The sequence below is a fragment of the uncultured Gelidibacter sp. genome, assembly GCF_947500795.1.
Lineage (GTDB): Bacteria > Bacteroidota > Bacteroidia > Flavobacteriales > Flavobacteriaceae > Gelidibacter.
In genome coordinates this window covers 271,469-288,261 of record NZ_CANMTE010000003.1, presented here as the reverse complement: position 1 = coordinate 288,261, position 16,793 = coordinate 271,469, and the positions used below count along the sequence as shown (strand labels likewise).

At 35.7% G+C, this 16,793-nt stretch carries 17 protein-coding genes; 3 read left to right on the top strand and 14 right to left on the bottom strand.

Annotation, left to right across the window (positions count from 1 at the left end; genetic code table 11):
• Positions 1–10: 10 nt before the first annotated feature.
• The gene (locus Q0947_RS09130) at positions 11–793 is read right to left on the bottom strand and encodes a C4-type zinc ribbon domain-containing protein (protein WP_299396089.1); all 783 of its coding nucleotides are present in this window, start codon (positions 791–793) and stop codon (positions 11–13) included.
• Positions 794–795: 2 nt separating this feature from the next.
• Positions 796–1,890 (bottom strand): Nif3-like dinuclear metal center hexameric protein, encoded by a 1,095-nt coding sequence (locus Q0947_RS09125; protein ID WP_299396085.1) that lies wholly within the window; start codon positions 1,888–1,890, stop codon positions 796–798.
• Positions 1,891–1,963: 73 nt separating this feature from the next.
• On the opposite strand from Q0947_RS09125, the gene Q0947_RS09120 reads away from it, so the two are divergent.
• Entirely contained in the window at positions 1,964–2,485 is a 522-nt protein-coding gene (locus Q0947_RS09120; protein WP_299396080.1) for a hypothetical protein, read from the top strand.
• 27 nt (positions 2,486–2,512) lie between these two features.
• Entirely contained in the window at positions 2,513–3,517 is a 1,005-nt protein-coding gene (lpxK, locus tag Q0947_RS09115; RefSeq protein WP_299396075.1) for a tetraacyldisaccharide 4'-kinase, read from the top strand.
• On the opposite strand, the gene Q0947_RS09110 is transcribed toward lpxK, so the two are convergent.
• From Q0947_RS09110 to Q0947_RS09060, 11 genes are all read right to left on the bottom strand, one after another.
• Positions 3,510–5,741, bottom strand: coding sequence for an ATP-binding protein (locus tag Q0947_RS09110; RefSeq protein ID WP_299396071.1), 2,232 nt, complete (start codon positions 5,739–5,741; stop codon positions 3,510–3,512). The two genes, lpxK and Q0947_RS09110, sit on opposite strands and share 8 nt — an antisense overlap.
• Before the next feature lie 30 nt (positions 5,742–5,771).
• The gene (gene gap, locus Q0947_RS09105) at positions 5,772–6,788 is read right to left on the bottom strand and encodes a type I glyceraldehyde-3-phosphate dehydrogenase (RefSeq protein ID WP_299396067.1); all 1,017 of its coding nucleotides are present in this window, start codon (positions 6,786–6,788) and stop codon (positions 5,772–5,774) included.
• Complete coding sequence (gene lipA, locus Q0947_RS09100; RefSeq protein ID WP_299396062.1) at positions 6,788–7,666, bottom strand: lipoyl synthase; 879 nt, start codon at positions 7,664–7,666, stop codon at positions 6,788–6,790. Before lipA ends, gap begins: the two co-directional genes overlap by 1 nt.
• A 53-nt stretch (positions 7,667–7,719) precedes the next feature.
• Positions 7,720–8,934, bottom strand: coding sequence for an Nramp family divalent metal transporter (locus Q0947_RS09095; RefSeq protein WP_299396058.1), 1,215 nt, complete (start codon positions 8,932–8,934; stop codon positions 7,720–7,722).
• Complete coding sequence (locus Q0947_RS09090) at positions 8,934–9,482, bottom strand: sigma-70 family RNA polymerase sigma factor (RefSeq protein WP_299396054.1); 549 nt, start codon at positions 9,480–9,482, stop codon at positions 8,934–8,936. The genes Q0947_RS09095 and Q0947_RS09090 overlap by 1 nt, the downstream gene beginning before the upstream one ends.
• Positions 9,473–10,585, bottom strand: a complete 1,113-nt coding sequence (locus Q0947_RS09085; protein ID WP_299396049.1) for a glycosyltransferase — start codon at positions 10,583–10,585, stop codon at positions 9,473–9,475. Before Q0947_RS09085 ends, Q0947_RS09090 begins: the two co-directional genes overlap by 10 nt.
• 6 nt (positions 10,586–10,591) lie before the next feature.
• Positions 10,592–10,795: a membrane or secreted protein gene (locus Q0947_RS09080; protein WP_299396045.1), complete on the bottom strand. Its 204-nt coding sequence runs from the start codon at positions 10,793–10,795 to the stop codon at positions 10,592–10,594.
• A 130-nt stretch (positions 10,796–10,925) separates the two neighbouring features.
• Positions 10,926–11,729, bottom strand: a complete 804-nt coding sequence (locus tag Q0947_RS09075) for an anti-sigma factor (protein WP_299396040.1) — start codon at positions 11,727–11,729, stop codon at positions 10,926–10,928.
• Between the two features lie 12 nt (positions 11,730–11,741).
• Positions 11,742–12,272 carry an RNA polymerase sigma factor gene (locus Q0947_RS09070; RefSeq protein ID WP_299396036.1) on the bottom strand — a complete coding sequence of 177 codons (531 nt, stop codon included), beginning with the start codon at positions 12,270–12,272 and terminating at the stop codon, positions 11,742–11,744.
• A 226-nt stretch (positions 12,273–12,498) separates the two neighbouring features.
• Complete coding sequence (gene murB / locus Q0947_RS09065) at positions 12,499–13,512, bottom strand: UDP-N-acetylmuramate dehydrogenase (protein ID WP_299396031.1); 1,014 nt, start codon at positions 13,510–13,512, stop codon at positions 12,499–12,501.
• The gene (locus Q0947_RS09060) at positions 13,512–14,705 is read right to left on the bottom strand and encodes a pyridoxal phosphate-dependent aminotransferase (protein WP_299396026.1); all 1,194 of its coding nucleotides are present in this window, start codon (positions 14,703–14,705) and stop codon (positions 13,512–13,514) included. Before Q0947_RS09060 ends, murB begins: the two co-directional genes overlap by 1 nt.
• Before the next feature lie 96 nt (positions 14,706–14,801).
• Between Q0947_RS09060 and Q0947_RS09055 the strand changes: the two genes are divergently transcribed.
• Positions 14,802–16,142 carry an aspartyl protease family protein gene (locus Q0947_RS09055; RefSeq protein ID WP_299396023.1) on the top strand — a complete coding sequence of 447 codons (1,341 nt, stop codon included), beginning with the start codon at positions 14,802–14,804 and terminating at the stop codon, positions 16,140–16,142.
• Between the two features lie 72 nt (positions 16,143–16,214).
• Here the strand turns inward: Q0947_RS09055 and Q0947_RS09050 are convergent, their stop codons facing one another.
• Complete coding sequence (locus Q0947_RS09050; protein WP_299396018.1) at positions 16,215–16,601, bottom strand: DUF1573 domain-containing protein; 387 nt, start codon at positions 16,599–16,601, stop codon at positions 16,215–16,217.
• Between the last annotated feature and the right edge of the window lie 192 nt (positions 16,602–16,793).

The following is a 16,793-nucleotide window of genomic DNA, read 5'->3' as shown; positions in this document are numbered from 1 at the left end:
AGGATAATGTTTAGCTTAATTTAGCGAACAATTTTTCCATTTTCTCTTTTTGTTCTTCAGCTAATTGTGCATCAACTAAAATACGACCACTGTGCTCATCAGTAATTACTTTCTTACGAGAAGCAATCTCTACCTGAACTTGCGGTGGAATAGTGAAGAAAGAACCACCAGAAGCACCTCTTTCAATAGCAACAACTGCTAAGCCATTCTTTACGTTTGCTCTAATGCGACGGTAAGCATTTACCAAACGCTCATCAATAGATTCTTGGTATTCTTCAGACTTTTTGATTAACGCAGTCTCTTCTTTTTCAGTTTCAGCAAGGATGGCATTCAATTCACTTTTTTTGTGTTTTAAATGCGCTTGACGGTCTTTTAAACGGTCTTTAGTCTCAGAAATAATTTCTTTTTTCTGCTCTATTTGTACTTTGAATTCTCTGATGTGCTTTTCAGCCAATTCAATTTCCAATTCCTGAAATTCTATTTCTTTTGTAATTGAATTGAACTCTCTGTTATTTCTAACGTTCTTTTGTTGTTCAGCATATTTAGCGATCAAAGATTTAGCCTCTTCAATCAAATTCTTTTTAGCTTTGATTTCTTCATCAACCATGGTTAACCCACCGTTCAACTTTTCAAGTCTAGTATTGAGTCCTTCAACTTCATCTTCTAAATCTCTTACTTCTAAAGGAAGTTCCCCTCTTATATTTCTGATTTCGTCAACTCTTGAATCAATTAGTTGTAAATCATACAACGCTCTTAATCGGTCTTCAACAGAAAGTTCAGCTTTTTTTGCCATAATTATAAATACTTTACAGGATTGGTGTTTATCGTCGATAAAACGACTGCAAAATTAGTAATTTTTTTTGATAGATAGTTAGCTAAAAAGGTTTTTGTGTGCTGTTCGCTTTCATAATGTCCAATATCTGCTAAAATTATTTGGTTTTCTGCCGAGAAAAAGTCGTGATATTTTAAATCGGCCGTAATTAACATATCAGCCTTGGCAGATTTTGCGGCGGCAATGGCGAAACTGCCAGAACCACCAAGTACAGCAATCCGTTTTACTTTATCTTTTATAAGTTCAGAATGTCTTATCGTTGCCACATTCATTTTTTGCTTCACAAATTGTAAAAAGTCGTCCGTCTTCATTTCATTCGGCAGCTCTCCAACCATTCCGATGCCTATATGTTGGTTGTAATTATCTAAAGTAGTCACTTCAAAAGCCACTTCCTCATAAGGATGGTTTTCAACAAGGGATTGAAGAATGTTGCGTTCCAAATGTTTTTGAAACGTTACAGAGATTTGCGTTTCTTGTTCTTGACGGTATTCAAAGCGTTCCCCAACTTTAGGGTCAGAAGCTTCATTGCCTCTAAAGGTGCCAATACCTTCCGTGTTAAAACTGCAATCGTCGTAATTGCCTATTTGTCCTGCGCCAGCACTAAAAAGAGCGGAACGTAACGCATCAGCATCCTTTTGTGGGACGTAGGTGGTTAATTTCTTGATCGTATTTTTTTGTGGTAAGAGAATTTTTTTATCCGCGATGCCTAAAGTATCACAAATAATATCATTCACACCTTGTAAACAATTATCCAATGCCGTATGAATGGCGTAAATGGCAATGTCATGTTTGATGGCCTTTAGGACCACACGCTCCACATAATTAGTTCCATTTAGTTTTTTTAAACCTTTAAAAATGATGGGATGAAAACTGACAATCAAGTTGCAGTTTTTTTCAATGGCTTCATCAACAACATTTTCTAGCGTGTCTAGGGTGACCAAAACGCCTTTTAGTTGCTGGTTTTTGTCGCCAACCAACAAACCAACGTTGTCAAACTCTTCAGCATAGGCTAAAGGGGCTAACTTTTCGAGATGATTGATGACATCTTGGATAATCATATGTTTTTTCGTTTTTAGGTTCATAGCAAAGATAAAATATTATATTTTCGTTGAAGCAAGTCCTTCGAGTATTATGAAATATATCCTTACCCTCGTTTTTACCCTAAGTTTGTTGGCCTGTAAATCTGAAAAGAATAGTGCTACTGAGCCGCTGGGTTCGGATCTTCCCAATACTGATTTATACGATCCTTTAGAGAGTGGAGCTGCAGCTGATGACGAAAATTATCAAGCAGCACTAGATTTTCTTAATTCGTATATAGAAAACATCCATACTCAAGAAATTTTTGAATATGTTAAGTACTCACCCCTTGCAACAGAAAGCCTAAAGACAGAATTGGAAACCATTATCATGCGTGCTTGGGAAGAGAATCCTGAAGTAGGCCTTGGATTTGATCCCTTATTTGATGCGCAAGATTATCCTGATAAAGGTGTTGAATTGCTTAATTTTGACCCGAAAACAGGTTATGTGATGGTTCAGGGTATCGAATGGGAGGATTTTAAGGTAGCCATGCGAGTCGTCAACAAGGACGGACACATTTTAGTGGATGGCTGTGGCGTCGTAAATATTCCTGAAGATAAACGCGCCGAACGTTAACCGCAACCAATCACATTATACTAATTGATGAAATTATTAAGATATCTTCTTTTCCCAATTGTTCCCATTTATTACATGGTCACTTGGTTACGCAATACGTTGTATGATCTTGGATTGAAAAAATCTACTGCTTATAACTTTCCTGTTATTTGTGTTGGGAATCTGAGCGTAGGTGGAACAGGAAAAACACCTATGATTGAATATTTAATTCGATTATTGAAATCAGAAAATCGTATTGCCACTCTGAGTAGAGGTTATAAAAGGCAAACTAAAGGGTTTATTGTTGCTGATGAAACCGCTACTGCAGCCAGTATTGGTGATGAGCCTTTTCAGTTTCATCAGAAGTTTGATGATGTTATTGTTAGTGTAGATGCGGATCGGGTTCATGGCATTTCACAATTAGTATCACTGCCAAATCCTCCCGAAATTATTTTATTGGATGATGCTTTTCAGCACAGAAGGGTAACTGCGGGTCTTAATATTATGCTCACTGCGTATGATGATCTTTATATTGACGACATTCTATTGCCAACGGGGAATTTGAGAGAACCAAGACAAGGCGCAAAGCGGGCGGATATCATAGTGGTAACGAAATGTCCAGCGGATTTATCACCTCAAAAGAAGGAAAAAATAGTTAATAGAATTCAGCCAGTGGCGCATCAAGAAGTGTTTTTTGGAAGCATTGCCTATTCTAAAGATATAGTGAATGGTAAAGGTGTTGTTGCTTTAGAAAGTATTAAAAATAGACCGTTTACTTTAGTTACAGGCATTGCAAATCCTAAACCCTTGGTCGCTTATTTAAAAGCTCAAGGATTGAAATTTGAGCATCTTCAATTTAAGGATCATCACGATTTTACGCCGAGTGAAATAACTAATTTAAAAACCAAAGGCATCATCATTACGACCGAAAAAGATATGGTACGCTTACAGCCTCACTTTGTTGAAGAAGAGTCACTTTATTATTTGCCTATTGAGATGAACATCGATAGGCCGATTCAATTCGATAAGTTGATTCGTAGTTTTGTTAAATAGAAGTTGACGAGCTTTTATTTACTTTCAAAGCATTAAAAAGTTTCTTCTCAAAATCTTCTTGTTTGAAAGGTTTAGAGATGATATCATTGAAGCCTGCTTCATCAAACTCATGCATTTTATCTTCAATGGTCACAGCCGTCAGTGCGAAAATAGTCAGTTCCTTATCGAACGTTCTTATGATTTTTGTTGCTTCTAATCCACTAATTCCAGGCATATGGATGTCCATTAAGACAACATCATATTGTTCTTCCTTAACGCGTTCAACGGCATCTTCACCATTATCAACAACATCGCAATAAAGGTTCATTTTATTAAGAATCTTACGCGTAATCATTTGATTGATCTTGTTGTCTTCAACAACCAAAATTTTGATATTTGTCAAGTCTAAAGTATTAATGTCGTTAGGTTTTTTTGGTGTTACTGGAATAACAGGCTCAGGGGAATAACTCAGAGGGATTTCAATAAAGAAACTTGATCCTTTGCCAAGTTCACTCTTCAAATAAATTTTCCCTTTTAAAATTTCTACAAGCCCTTTCACAATAGAAAGTCCTAAACCAGTGCCGCCGTATTTTCTATTGATTTGGATGGAGCCCTGAGAGAAACTTTCGAACATGTGTTCTTGCTTCTCTTTCGTAATTCCGATGCCATTATCTTGTATTTCAAATCTCACCGTGTAAATATCATTCACCTGATTGACCTTGTTCAGTCTAACCCAAATATCGCCATCCTTGGTAAACTTAATAGCATTGCCAATAAGATTGATTAAGATTTGGGAAATCTTTAATTGGTCAGCAGTAAACGTAGTCGGTAAGTCTTTGTCGTATTCATAATGCAACTTTGTATTGTTGTCCATTGCAGAATTACTCAAAGCAGAGATGACGTTTTCTACTTTTTTCTTCAGATTAAAGACTTCCGGATCCAATTCTACTTTATTGGCCTCAATTTTATTAATCTGCAATATGTCGTTAATAAAGGTGAGCAGATAATCTCCTGAGAATTTCAGCGATTTTAAATGTGGAATTTGATCAGGTTTTGGGTTCTCGTCCAAAAGCATGTTTGTTAACCCAGTAACCGCATACAACGGCGTTCTTAGCTCGTGCGTTACCGTAGACAGGAAGTTGGCTTTTGTTTTAGAAGCAAGTTCTGCTTTTTCTTTTGCAACAATAAGCTCATCATTTTTCTTATGAAGCATATTGTTGGTTTTAAGCCTGATATTGTTGTTTTTATAAAGCGATAAAGTCAGTAATGATAAAATAGTGATTAAGGCAATACTCAAAATGGTCGTAATTCTGGTCAAATTGTTAGATGCATCTGCTTCCTCTAATTTGATTTCCATTTGCTTGCGCTCAGAATCTTTATACTGATTGATAAACTGTGCTTTTTTTTCTGGTGAAAGATTTTGACGTTTTATATCTAATAATGAATCTGAAAGTTGAAGATGCTTTCTTAAATATTGATTAGAGAGTTTATAATCTTTATTTTCTTCATAAATGTCACTTAGGGTGAGGTAGCTATCGTTAAGGTATTCCGGAATGTTGTTGCGTTCCGCCAATTCCATTCCTTCTTTGGCCATGGAAAGCGCTAATTGCGTATTTCCTAATTTTTGGTAAACCTTGCCACTATTGATAAAAGCACTGCTTAAAACACCTACTTGATCATATTTTTTTGCTAAAATGATGGTTTTTTCAAGCTTAGACTTGGCGGTTTTGTAATCCTCTAATGCAATATAAACCTTAGCTTCATTTAAATTGACGTCAGCAATAAGACGCTCTAAACCTTCTTCTTCAAATTTGGTTTTGGCAGAATTGAAATAATCTAATGCGGTTTGATATTCTTTTTTACTGGTGTGAAGAATGCCTCTAACGTTATAGGTTATGGCTAAATTGGCATAATCGTTAGTTTCTCGTTGCAGTTCGGCAGCTTTTGTTAAAGATACCAAAGCACTCTCAGGTTCCTCTACAATAAATTGGACTTTTGCAATTTTGGTGTAAAGGCTACCTTCGGTTTTTTTATCACCAATTTTTTCAGCAATTACTAATGCTTTTTCAAGATTATCTTTGGCGTTGTAGTATTCACCACGCTCCGTTTCAAAACTAGATTGGGAAATGTAGTTTTGAATACGCATTTTTAGAACATCAATATCTTCATCTGCAGCGTTTTGAGAAAATGACGTTGAGAAGATAAAGAGAAGAAAAGCAACTATATAAAACTTTGATTGGGACATTTTTTGGTCACTTTATGTAAACAAATATAATTATTTATTCGATAAAAGTGCATGTTTCATCGCTATATTGCTTATTAAATTGAGAATTCTGCTAGAATATCCTGTTTCATTATCATACCATCCCACAATTTTGATCATATTCCCAATGACAGAGGTCATCTGGGCATCAAAAATGCATGAATGCGGATTGCCAACAATATCTATAGAAACAATAGGGTCTTCCGTATATTCGAGGATGCCTTTTAGGTGCGTTTCTGAAGCATTCTTAAACGCCTGGTTGATATCCTCAATAGAGACCGTTTTCTCAACATTAAGCGTAATATCTGTCAAAGAACCGTTTGGTACCGGAACCCTAATGCCACACCCGCCGATAACATCGTTTAATTTAGGAAAAATTTTCGTCAGTGCTTTAGCTGCACCAGTCGTGGTAGGAACTATCGATTGACCAGCTGCTCTGGCGCGTCTTAAATCTTTGTGAGGTTGGTCGTGAAGACTTTGATCTGTTGTATAAGAGTGTACCGTGGTTATGTAGGCCTGTTTAATACCACATAAATCGTTCATCACAGCAATCATAGGTGCTGCGTTGTTGGTGGTACAAGAAGCGTTTGAAATGATGGTCTCATTCCCGTCAAGAATGTTATCGTTGACACCCAAAACGATTGTTTTTATAGCATCGTCAATAGGAGGCACCGATAAAATTACTTGTTTAGCGCCATTGGTGATGTGATGTTCTAAAGCCTCAGTTGTTTTAAACTTTCCGGTCGATTCAATAACAAAATCAACATTATAAGGTTTCCAATTGATATCCTCAATGTTCTTATGGTTCAATAGCGGAATCGATTGATCTTGAAAAATAATATGTTGATCGTCAAAAGAGAGCTTCGTTTTTAAGACACCGTGGATGCTATCATATTTTAGCAGATGGCTCAATGTTCTCGCATCTGCCAAATCATTTATTGCAACCACTTGCATATCATCACGCTCCTGAATTAGTCGGAATACACGACGACCAATGCGTCCAAATCCGTTAATCGCTACTCTGATCATTAATTGATATGTTTTTGAGCTTTGTAAGAAGATCTAACTAAGGCGCTACTTTCTACGTGTCTAAATCCAAGATCTAATCCAATTTCTTCATATTCTTTGAATTGATCAGGGAGAATAAACTGTTTAACCGGTAAATGTTTTTTACTAGGCTGAAGGTATTGTCCAATCGTCACAACGTCCACATCATTGGCTCTTAAATCGTGAAGTGTTTCAATAACTTCTTCTCGTGTTTCTCCAAGACCGAGCATGATTCCTGATTTCGTTCTTCGTTGTCCTTGGTCTTTTAGATATTTCAGCACACCTAAACTACGGTCATATTTTGCTTGAATTCTAACTTCTCTTGTCAACCTTCTAACAGTTTCAATATTATGTGAAACTACTTCTGGCGCAACGTCAATAATTCTATCAATATGTTGTTCAATGCCTTGAAAATCTGGAATTAGAGTTTCTAAAGTTGTTTCAGGATTCATACGACGCACAGCTTTTACGGTCTCTGCCCACATGATGCTTCCCATATCTTTTAAATCATCACGGTCAACACTTGTTAGAACCGCATGTTTAATGCCCATAATTTTAATTGAGCGTGCAACTTTTTCTGGTTCATCCCAATCTAAATCTTCGGGACGGCCTGTTTTAACACCGCAGAATCCGCATGAGCGTGTGCAAATATTACCTAAAATCATGAAGGTTGCTGTGCCTTCGCCCCAACATTCGCCCATATTTGGACAACTTCCTGACGTACAAATGGTGTTTAAACTGTATTTGTCTACCAGGCCTCTGAGCTCAGTGTATTTTTTACCTGTAGGTAATTTTACTCTTAACCATTTTGGTTTAGGTTGACGTTCTGGAATTATTTTTGAAATAGTTTCTGTGCTCATTTATTCGAAAATTTTCAAGGACAAAGATACAAAGTATAATTGTAAAATAGGGGTTAAAGCATGGTGAGATACCAGATACTGAATCCGATTAAAAACAGAATCCCCATCCAACTTAACACATGCATTTTTAAGGATGGACGCCATTCAGCAGGCGTATGCTTGCTGCAAATAAGTTTATAATTGATGATGGCATAAAACGGCGCTGTCAGGAATGAAACGATCGTTGCAATTTGAACAAGCAGTCCCATTTCTGATCCTAAAAAGAAAAATATGGCTATGGTGCCGCAAATCAAAATAGCAATCCAGAGTAAATAAGAATGTTTAGATGTGGTTCCAAAAAGTAATTCTGTTGTTTTTGCCATGGTTCTTGGGGAAGCATCTAACGTCGTCAAGGTTGTACTGAACATGGTAGTAAAAGCAGCTATTCCAATAAGGAGGTACGCCCAACTTCCTAAGCTTTGCGTGTACATGGTGATTAACTGATTTGAAAACTCACCAGCCTTTGCACTAAACGTTTCACCACTTTGAAACATGACTAAAGCGCCAAGTGCCATAAAACCAATGCCTATTATAATTGCCGCAAAATACCCTACGTTAAAATCGAACATCGAATTTTTTACGTCATAATCTGATGTTGTTTTTTGCTTTTCCAGTGCCCAAAGCGATTGCCAAACGGAAATATCCAATGGTGCAGGCATCCATCCCATAAAAGCGATTAAAAAAGCAATTTCGACTGTGTTTTTTGGTAAAAGCTGTGTAAAAGTGAGAGGCTGACTGTTATTGTTTAAGGCTAGAATAACAGCTGCAATAGTGCTAATCGTTAATGTGATGACAATTATTTTCATTAACTGATCCAATAATTTAAATTTCCCTTTAATGAGAATCAAAGAAGAAATTAGAAGAATAATTATGGTCCACAATTCTGTTGAAATGAAATCGCCAAAAAGAGTGTTGGCAATTCCGGCAGTAACGATGGTGACGGCCGTTTGAATCGTAAACATGGTGGTGAAGGTGATGATGAAATAGGCTATCAATACGCCTTTCCCCATTTTCTTATAACCACTTAAAAGACTTTCGCCGGTTGCTAAAGCGTATCGGGGTCCAAATTGAAAGAATGGGTATTTAAAAATGTGAACTAGAACTAATGCCCAAATCAGCCCAAATCCGAAATCAGCACCTGCTTTTGTTGATTGCACCAAATGGGAAACACCAATAGCAGCACCGGCAAACAATAATCCGGGGCCAATTTTTTTTAAGCTGAATTTCATTACTTTTTAGAAATAACCTCTGCCAATAACTTTCTTGCTCTTAAAAGTTTCACCTTCACATTATTAATTGGTTCATTAAGTTCTTCAGAAATTTCTTTATAACTCAATTCCTGAAAGTATCTCAAATTGATAATTTCCTGATAGTGTGGTTTAAGTTTCTTTATATCGCGAAGTAATTTGGCTAAATTCTGTTCTGTAATGATTTTGTCCTCAGGAGAAGGGGATTCATCAATAATATCATAGAACTCATCATTTACATGACGACGGGAACTGTCCTGAATATATGATTTTCTTTTTCTTATAAGATCAATATGAATATTTTTAGAAATAGTGATTAACCACGTTTTGAATTCATAACTGTCATTATAAGTATCAATTTTATCAAAAGCTTTTGAAAATGTTTGGATGGTGATATCCTCCGCATCATTTTCGTTTTCTGTTCGTTTTAGTTGAAAGCCATACACATCATTCCAAAAAAAATCCAATAGTGCATTAAATGCGGATTGGTCATTTTCTTTTGCTTTTTCAATGATTTTCTTTATTTCCAACGATTTGGTTTTGATAACAGATTTTTTATAAAGATAGAGAATTGTGTTACAATTAAAAATATTTCGAGCAGTGGAAAGTAAGGAATCAAATCTTTTTCATTCAATTTTTTAGAAGCTAAAGTTAAATTGATGAACAAAGCTAAATACCTTGCCATTATTAATCCTAAAACAAATTGCCAATTGAATGAGGTGCTTATGAGTACAAGACCTAATACAAAAAATAAGAATTGGGAGGTGAAAAATAACGCTAAAGCAGATTTGTGCTTCGGTTTATAATGTTTTGCGGTGGTAACATGTCTGCGCTTTTGAATGATCCAATCGCTATAAGTTTCTTTGGCAATAGATTCTGTAAAGCTGTCTTTAGATAAGGAAATTGTCGTGTTTCTTGCATCACCAATCTGATTTACAAAAAGATCATCATCACCAGATTTGATGTTCATATGATCCATGAATCCTCTAGCTTCAAAGAATAATTCTTTGGTATAGGCCATATTTCGACCTACGCCCATATAGGGATTTCCTAATTTAGTATAAGAGAAGTATTGAACGGCCGTCATAAAAGTTTCAAACCGTATCAGTTTGTTTAGAATGGATTTTTTGACTTTTGCATAACCTCCGTAGCCTAAAACCAATTGATGTTCTTTGCTGAAATGACTATTCATTTCGCTGATCCACTGTCGGGAAACAGGTTTGCAATCAGCATCCGTAAATAAAAGTCGGTTATGTGTTGCAGCTTTAATGCCTAATGTAAGTGCATATTTTTTATTGCCCCAAAAGGCTTCAATGCTTTTTACATTAACAATTTTGATGTTGCTGTGCTGCGCTTTAAACTGTTCCATCACCCGCAAGGTGCTGTCCGTGGAACTATCGTTTATGAGCACCACCTCATAATTAGGATAGTCTTGATCTAAAATAAAAGGCAAGAATCGCTTTAAATTTTTAGCCTCATTTTTAGCGCAAATGATAACAGATATTGGCGGTGTGTGAGAAGGGGTAGAGTTTTGTTTTTTCTGTTTTACATTGGAAAAAACATACCCGTAAAAAAATAATTGGACTAAGGTAACTACTACAAAAATGTAGAAAAACACATGCAATATTATCATTAACCCTTAAGAATGTTGAGGTTCACTGCAATTTTCAAATTGGTCAGGAGATTTACCACAAAATCCACAAGCTTCACCTTCTTTATTCAGCATTGGATTTTGACTAGCACACGTGCCTGCAAATTTTCCGTCTTTTTTTGCCCAAATTTTGATGGCAATACCAGCAACTCCAAGACCTAAGAGAATTAATGTGATGAGTAAAAGTTTCATGAGTATAAAATTTATGCAAAGATAATGCTTTTAAACAATTTTGACTAAAATATGGGAAAGAGTTCAGACTGAATTGGAAACAAAAAAACCACCTTAGAAGGTGGTTTTCATATCAAATTTTTAAATGATCTTATTTGTTATTCTTCAAAACAATTTCGGCTACTGAGTTATCAGCTGTGGCCGCATTGATTTTAGATCCGGATTTAGGTTCTATAGTAATACTTAAACCAAGTGCATTTTCCATGTAAGGAATGGTCTTTAACTTACGCTCAGATTCATCAAGGATGCCCAGATTCACCATTCTGTCTTGTAATTCAGCCCAAATTTGATAGGTTTGGTCTTCAGGAAGTTTTGGTAAGGATACCACATCAATCATAGACGTTTTATCAACCGCGTTAATATATGCTACAGTTTTTAGATTTTTCGCTCGAGAATTTCCTCGCAACACATATTTTTCAGTTTCCGGATTGTTTAACTTCATAAACTGAAGCATGACATTCTCTAACTTGTTATTATTTTCTTCGATATCACTTCTAAGATCAAAAATTTCATCTACAACAACTTGATTTTCATTGCTTAAATCCATGTTTTGTTCATACAAAAAGAAGGATGCTCCAGCAAAAATTAATGCTGCAAAACTCGCTGCAATACTATACCAAGGTGTACGTCTTTTGGCTTGAGGGACCATTTGTACAACTGGTGTCTCTTCTGAAATCTCTTTCAAAACATCGCTCAAAATATACTTTGGAGCTTCTACGATACTTGCCTTTGCTAAAATTTCTAGATTCTCTTGAAGCCGCTCATATTCTGCAGCTACTTCAGGAAATTCAGCAATATAGCTCTCAACCTCTAAATTCTCATCTAGAGTTGTGGTGCCTAGGATGTACTTATCCAATAGGCCCGATTCCATAAAAATCTGTAATTTTTTTTCCATTATTCCTAAACTTTAATGGTTAAAAAGCTTTCGTAAGTCTCTCAAACCAATTTTCAACCTCGACTTAATTGTGCCCAATGGAATGTCTAGTTCATCACTAGCCTCTTGTTGCGTCATGCCTTCAAAAAATAAAGCATTCAGAACAATTTGGTATTTTTCATCCAATTTGGTAACATGGTCTTTTAAATCTAAAACGTCTTGATTTAAACTTGCAGTTGGTAGAATATATACGTTGGATTTATCAATTTGGACTTCTTTTTCAAATCGATTATTGAAACTTCTTAATTTGTCAATAGCGGTATTACGGGCAATTCTGTAAAGCCAAGTAAAAAGTCTGGCTTTTTTGGAATCGTACTTTTTCGAGTTTTTCCAAATTTTCACAAAACTTTCCTGTAACGCATCTTGAGCAAGTTCCTCGTTATTGGTTATTTTTAAAATAACACCATAAAGACTGTCTGAATAATTTTCATAGAGTAAATTAATCGCGGCCTTATCTCCTTTTTCAAGAAGTTCGACAATATGTTCTTCTAATGAATAGCTCAAGTAATTGAAATTTAATTTAATATGGGGCGTAAAAGTCCATATACGATTTTCGTACGTATATCCACTATACGATGGTAAAATTACGAATAAACTACTTTATAATTTAAATATAGTTTTAATATCTGTGGTGTCGGTTTTTCTTCTTTTTAAGGGGTTTGATTAATAGCTTTTTCGATTGGCACTACACGATTATAAATGGGCTTCAACTTAAACAGTTGAAGCCTTTTTATATAATATTCACTTCCATCTCAATGGAAATTCCAAAGAGCTGATGTATCGTTTTTTGAATAAGTTTAGCCAATTCAAAAATATCTGAACCTTTCGCACTGCCATAGTTTACTAAGACTAAGGCTTGCTTTTTATGTACGCCATAGTCGCCAAAGGTTTTGCCCTTAAATCCTGATTTTTCAATCAGCCAGCCAGCAGGCACTTTTATTTCGGTTGGAGATACAGTATAACTTGGTATCTCAGGAAAGTTGCTTTTGAGTTTATCAAAATGAGTTTTGGAAATAATAGGGTTTTTGAAGAAACTGCCACTATTACCAATCTCTTTTGGATTAGGAAGTTTGCTTTCGCGAATTGCTATTACTGCTTTAGAAATGTCTTGTATGGTAGGTTGTTGGACTTCCATAGCCGCCAATTCTGTAGCAATGGCACCATAGTCCATATGCAATTTATGATTAACCGCTGTCAATATAAACGTGGCGCTTACAATAACATAACGATTCTTTTTATCCTGCTTAAATATAGATTCGCGATAATCAAATTTACATTCCTCATTCGTGAATGTTTCAATGGCTTTCGTTTCAATATTTAAAGCCTCGCAAGACTGAAGCGTGTCTTTTATTTCAACACCATAGGCGCCAATATTTTGGATAGGTGCTGTACCTACATTGCCTGGAATTAAAGACAGATTTTCTAGACCACCAAAATCATGCTCCAAACACCACAGTACAAACTCGTGCCAATTTTCGCCTGCACTGGCTTTTACTAAAACGTGATGTTCTTGGTGTTCAATAATTTCGATGCCTTTTATATCGATTTGAATGACCAGGCAATCCAAATCCTTGGTGAGCAACATATTGCTGCCGCCACCAAGGATGAATTTTTCTGGATACGCATCTAAACTCAGCGCTTCTTTTAATTGCTGAATACTTTCAACTTTTATAAAGTATTTCGCGCGAGCTTCCAACCCAAAAGTATTATAGGGCTTTAATGATATGTTTTCTTGAATTTGCACTAATTGTTAGGGTAAACTTTTAAAGCTTCTTTTAAAATTTGAACAGCTCTGATTAAACTTTCTTCATTTAGGACGTAAGCAATTCTGATTTGGTTAAGACCTACATTTGGCGTTGAATAGAAACCAGCGGCAGGTGCAACCATGACCGTTTCTTTGTCTAAATCATAGCTTTCCAATAACCATTGTGCAAAATGATCAGCACTTTTTACCGGTAATTCTACTATACAATAGAAGGCTCCTTTAGGTTCTGCAACTTTAAGGCCATCTATTTTTTTCAATTCTCTGATCAGTGTATTTCTTCTTTTTACATATTCCTCAATTACATCATCAAAATAACTTTGAGGTGTGCTTAAGGCCGCTTCACTTGCAATTTGTGCTAAAGTAGGTGGGCTCAAACGGGCTTGTGCAAACTTTAAGGCTGTTTGGATAACCTCCTTGTTTCTAGAAACAAAATATCCAATTCTTGCGCCACACATGCTATAACGTTTGGACACGGAATCAATCATAATAGCGTGATCTTCGATGCCTTCTTCTTGCATAATGGAGTAAAACTCGTTACCATCGTACACAAACTCTCTGTATACTTCATCAGCAATTAAGAACAGATCATGTTTTTTTACAAGATCAGCTAATTGTTTAATTTCCTCTCTAGAATAAAGGTAACCTGTAGGGTTCCCCGGGTTGCAAATTAAAATAGCTTTTGTTTTATCAGTAATTAAACTTTCAAACTCTTCAATAGGAGGCAATGCGAAATTGTTTTCTATTTTAGAAATTACCGGAACTACCTTAATATCTGAAGCTGTAGAGAATCCGTTATAATTAGCATAAAATGGTTCAGGAATAATGATTTCATCACCGGAATCCATAATACTACCAAAAGCAAACAAAAGGGCTTCACTTCCGCCTGTGGTTACAATAATGTCACTGTGAGTTACGTGGATATTATTTTTTGCATAGTACTGAGCGATTTTTTTTCTGTAGTCTTCAGAACCTTCAGAACGTGTATAAGCCAAAATGTCGAGGGAATGCACTTTTACAGCATCCAAAGCAACTTCTGGAGTTTTAATATCAGGTTGTCCAATGTTTAAATGGTAAACAGTTTTACCCTCTTTATAGGCCTGTTCAGCATATGGTACTAGTTTTCTTATAGGAGACGAAGGCATCAATCGCCCTTTTTGCGAAATTTTTGGCATGAGATTAAAATTTAAGGGGTAAAGTTCTGAAAATTATCTCAAAGATTTTTCAAAAACACAATGTAAAAGACGAATGTAGAGTTAAAGATTTGTAAATTGGTAAGACGCTACATTTTATATATGTGTTATCGATTCTTATTGGCAACTTATTTTATGCTTTTTTGCGGATTTACCTTTTCGCAGAGTCGATTCACCTTGCCACGATCAGAACGAACAAAGATCAGTTTTGAGTTAATTGATAATCTCATCATTATGCCCGTTGAGATTAATGGTGTGACCCTTTCATTTTTATTGGATTCAGGAGTTAGCAAACCCATTTTGTTTAATATTATTGATTCTGCGGAAGCCTTAAAGCTAAAAAACCTCGAAACCATTTATTTAAGGGGCTTGGGCGATGGAGATTATGTGGTGGCATTAAAGTCAGAGAAAAATATATTCAGAATTGGTGATGCCTTAAACGTCAATCAAGATGTGTACATTATTACTGACGAGTCCATCAATTTCACTCCAAGGTTGGGTGTACAGGTTCACGGTATTATTGGTTACGATATTTTCAAGGATTTTATAGTTGAAATCAATTACGGTTCGAAATTTATAAGGTTGAACAATCCAAACACGTATACGTATAAGTCATGTAGAAAATGTGAAACGTTGCCTTTGACATTGGTAAACAACAAACCCTATATAGATGCCTCTGTAGTAGCGAACGATAAAAAAATTCCTGTAAAATTATTGATGGATTCTGGTGGGAGTGATGCCTTGTGGCTTTTTGAAGATGATTCTTTAGGATTGTCTCCCAGGAATAACACCTATTTTATAGATTATTTGGGGAAAGGGTTGAGTGGTAGCGTGTATGGTAAACGATCAAAATTGGAACAGTTTTCCATTAACGATTTCCATCTTAAAAATTTGAATGTCGCATATCCTGATTCGGCAGCCGTTAGTTTCGCTAGGAAATTCAAAGAGCGTAGTGGGAGTATGGCGGGAGAATTATTAAAACGATTTAACATCATCATGGATTATGGTAATTCGCAAGTGACTTTCAAGAAAAATAAAAACTTCAATGCCCCATTTGAATACGACAAAAGTGGAATCATTTTAGAACAGTCGGGCAGTAGAATTATAAAGGAGCGCAAGAATGAAGTTAAGGTGAAGAATGATCAGGCTTCAGGCGGAATTACGGTTATTGAAGCCTATAAGTATGAACTAAAACCTGCGTTTAAGATTGTTGAATTGAGGCCTGGTTCTCCTGCGGAACGCGCTGGTTTACAATTTGGGGATATTGTACTAACTATAAATGGCAGGCAAACACACCCGCTTAAATTACAAGAAGTCACGTCGTTTTTTAGAGATGATGAAGGGAAGATGATTAAACTTGTCATTGATAGAAATGGCGTCATTATGACCTTTCGCTTTAAATTGGAAAGTTTATTGTAATAAAAAAGCCCTCAAAATGAGAGCTTTTAAATCTTAAAGTGGAAAACAGATTTACTGTTTCACAACACTTTTTTATTTTGTCTTAGGTTCAACAACCTCACCTTTAATCTTAAGGGCTACAATTGGCGTATCAGCATTAGACATAACCGTAATTGTCTTTCTTATAGGATCTACAATTTGTGTGTTATATTTCACTTGAATTTCACCTTTATCACCTGGAAGGATTGGAGCCTCAGGTTTTTTAGGAATGGTACATCCGCAAGTTGAAGATACTTTAGTGATGATAAGTGGTGCATTTCCTGTATTGGTGAATTCAAACACACGCACACCATCAGCACCTTTTAATATCGTACCATAATCTATTACATCCGTTTTAAACTCAATTTTTGCTACTTTCTCTTGTGCAAAAGCAGAAACACTTAGCATTCCTACAAATAAAATTGCAATTAAATTTTTCATCATTTTATATTTAAATTGATAGTGTCAAAATTACTCACTTTTAATCGTTTCGCAAAATAAATTAGACGTACAACATATTAATAGTCAAAAGTGCCGTCCAAATTTGGGTTAATAAATGTTTTTATAATTTCACGAAAACAGAAATATAAGTAACTTTGCCTGTTATTGATAGAACTATACAAAAACAGTACC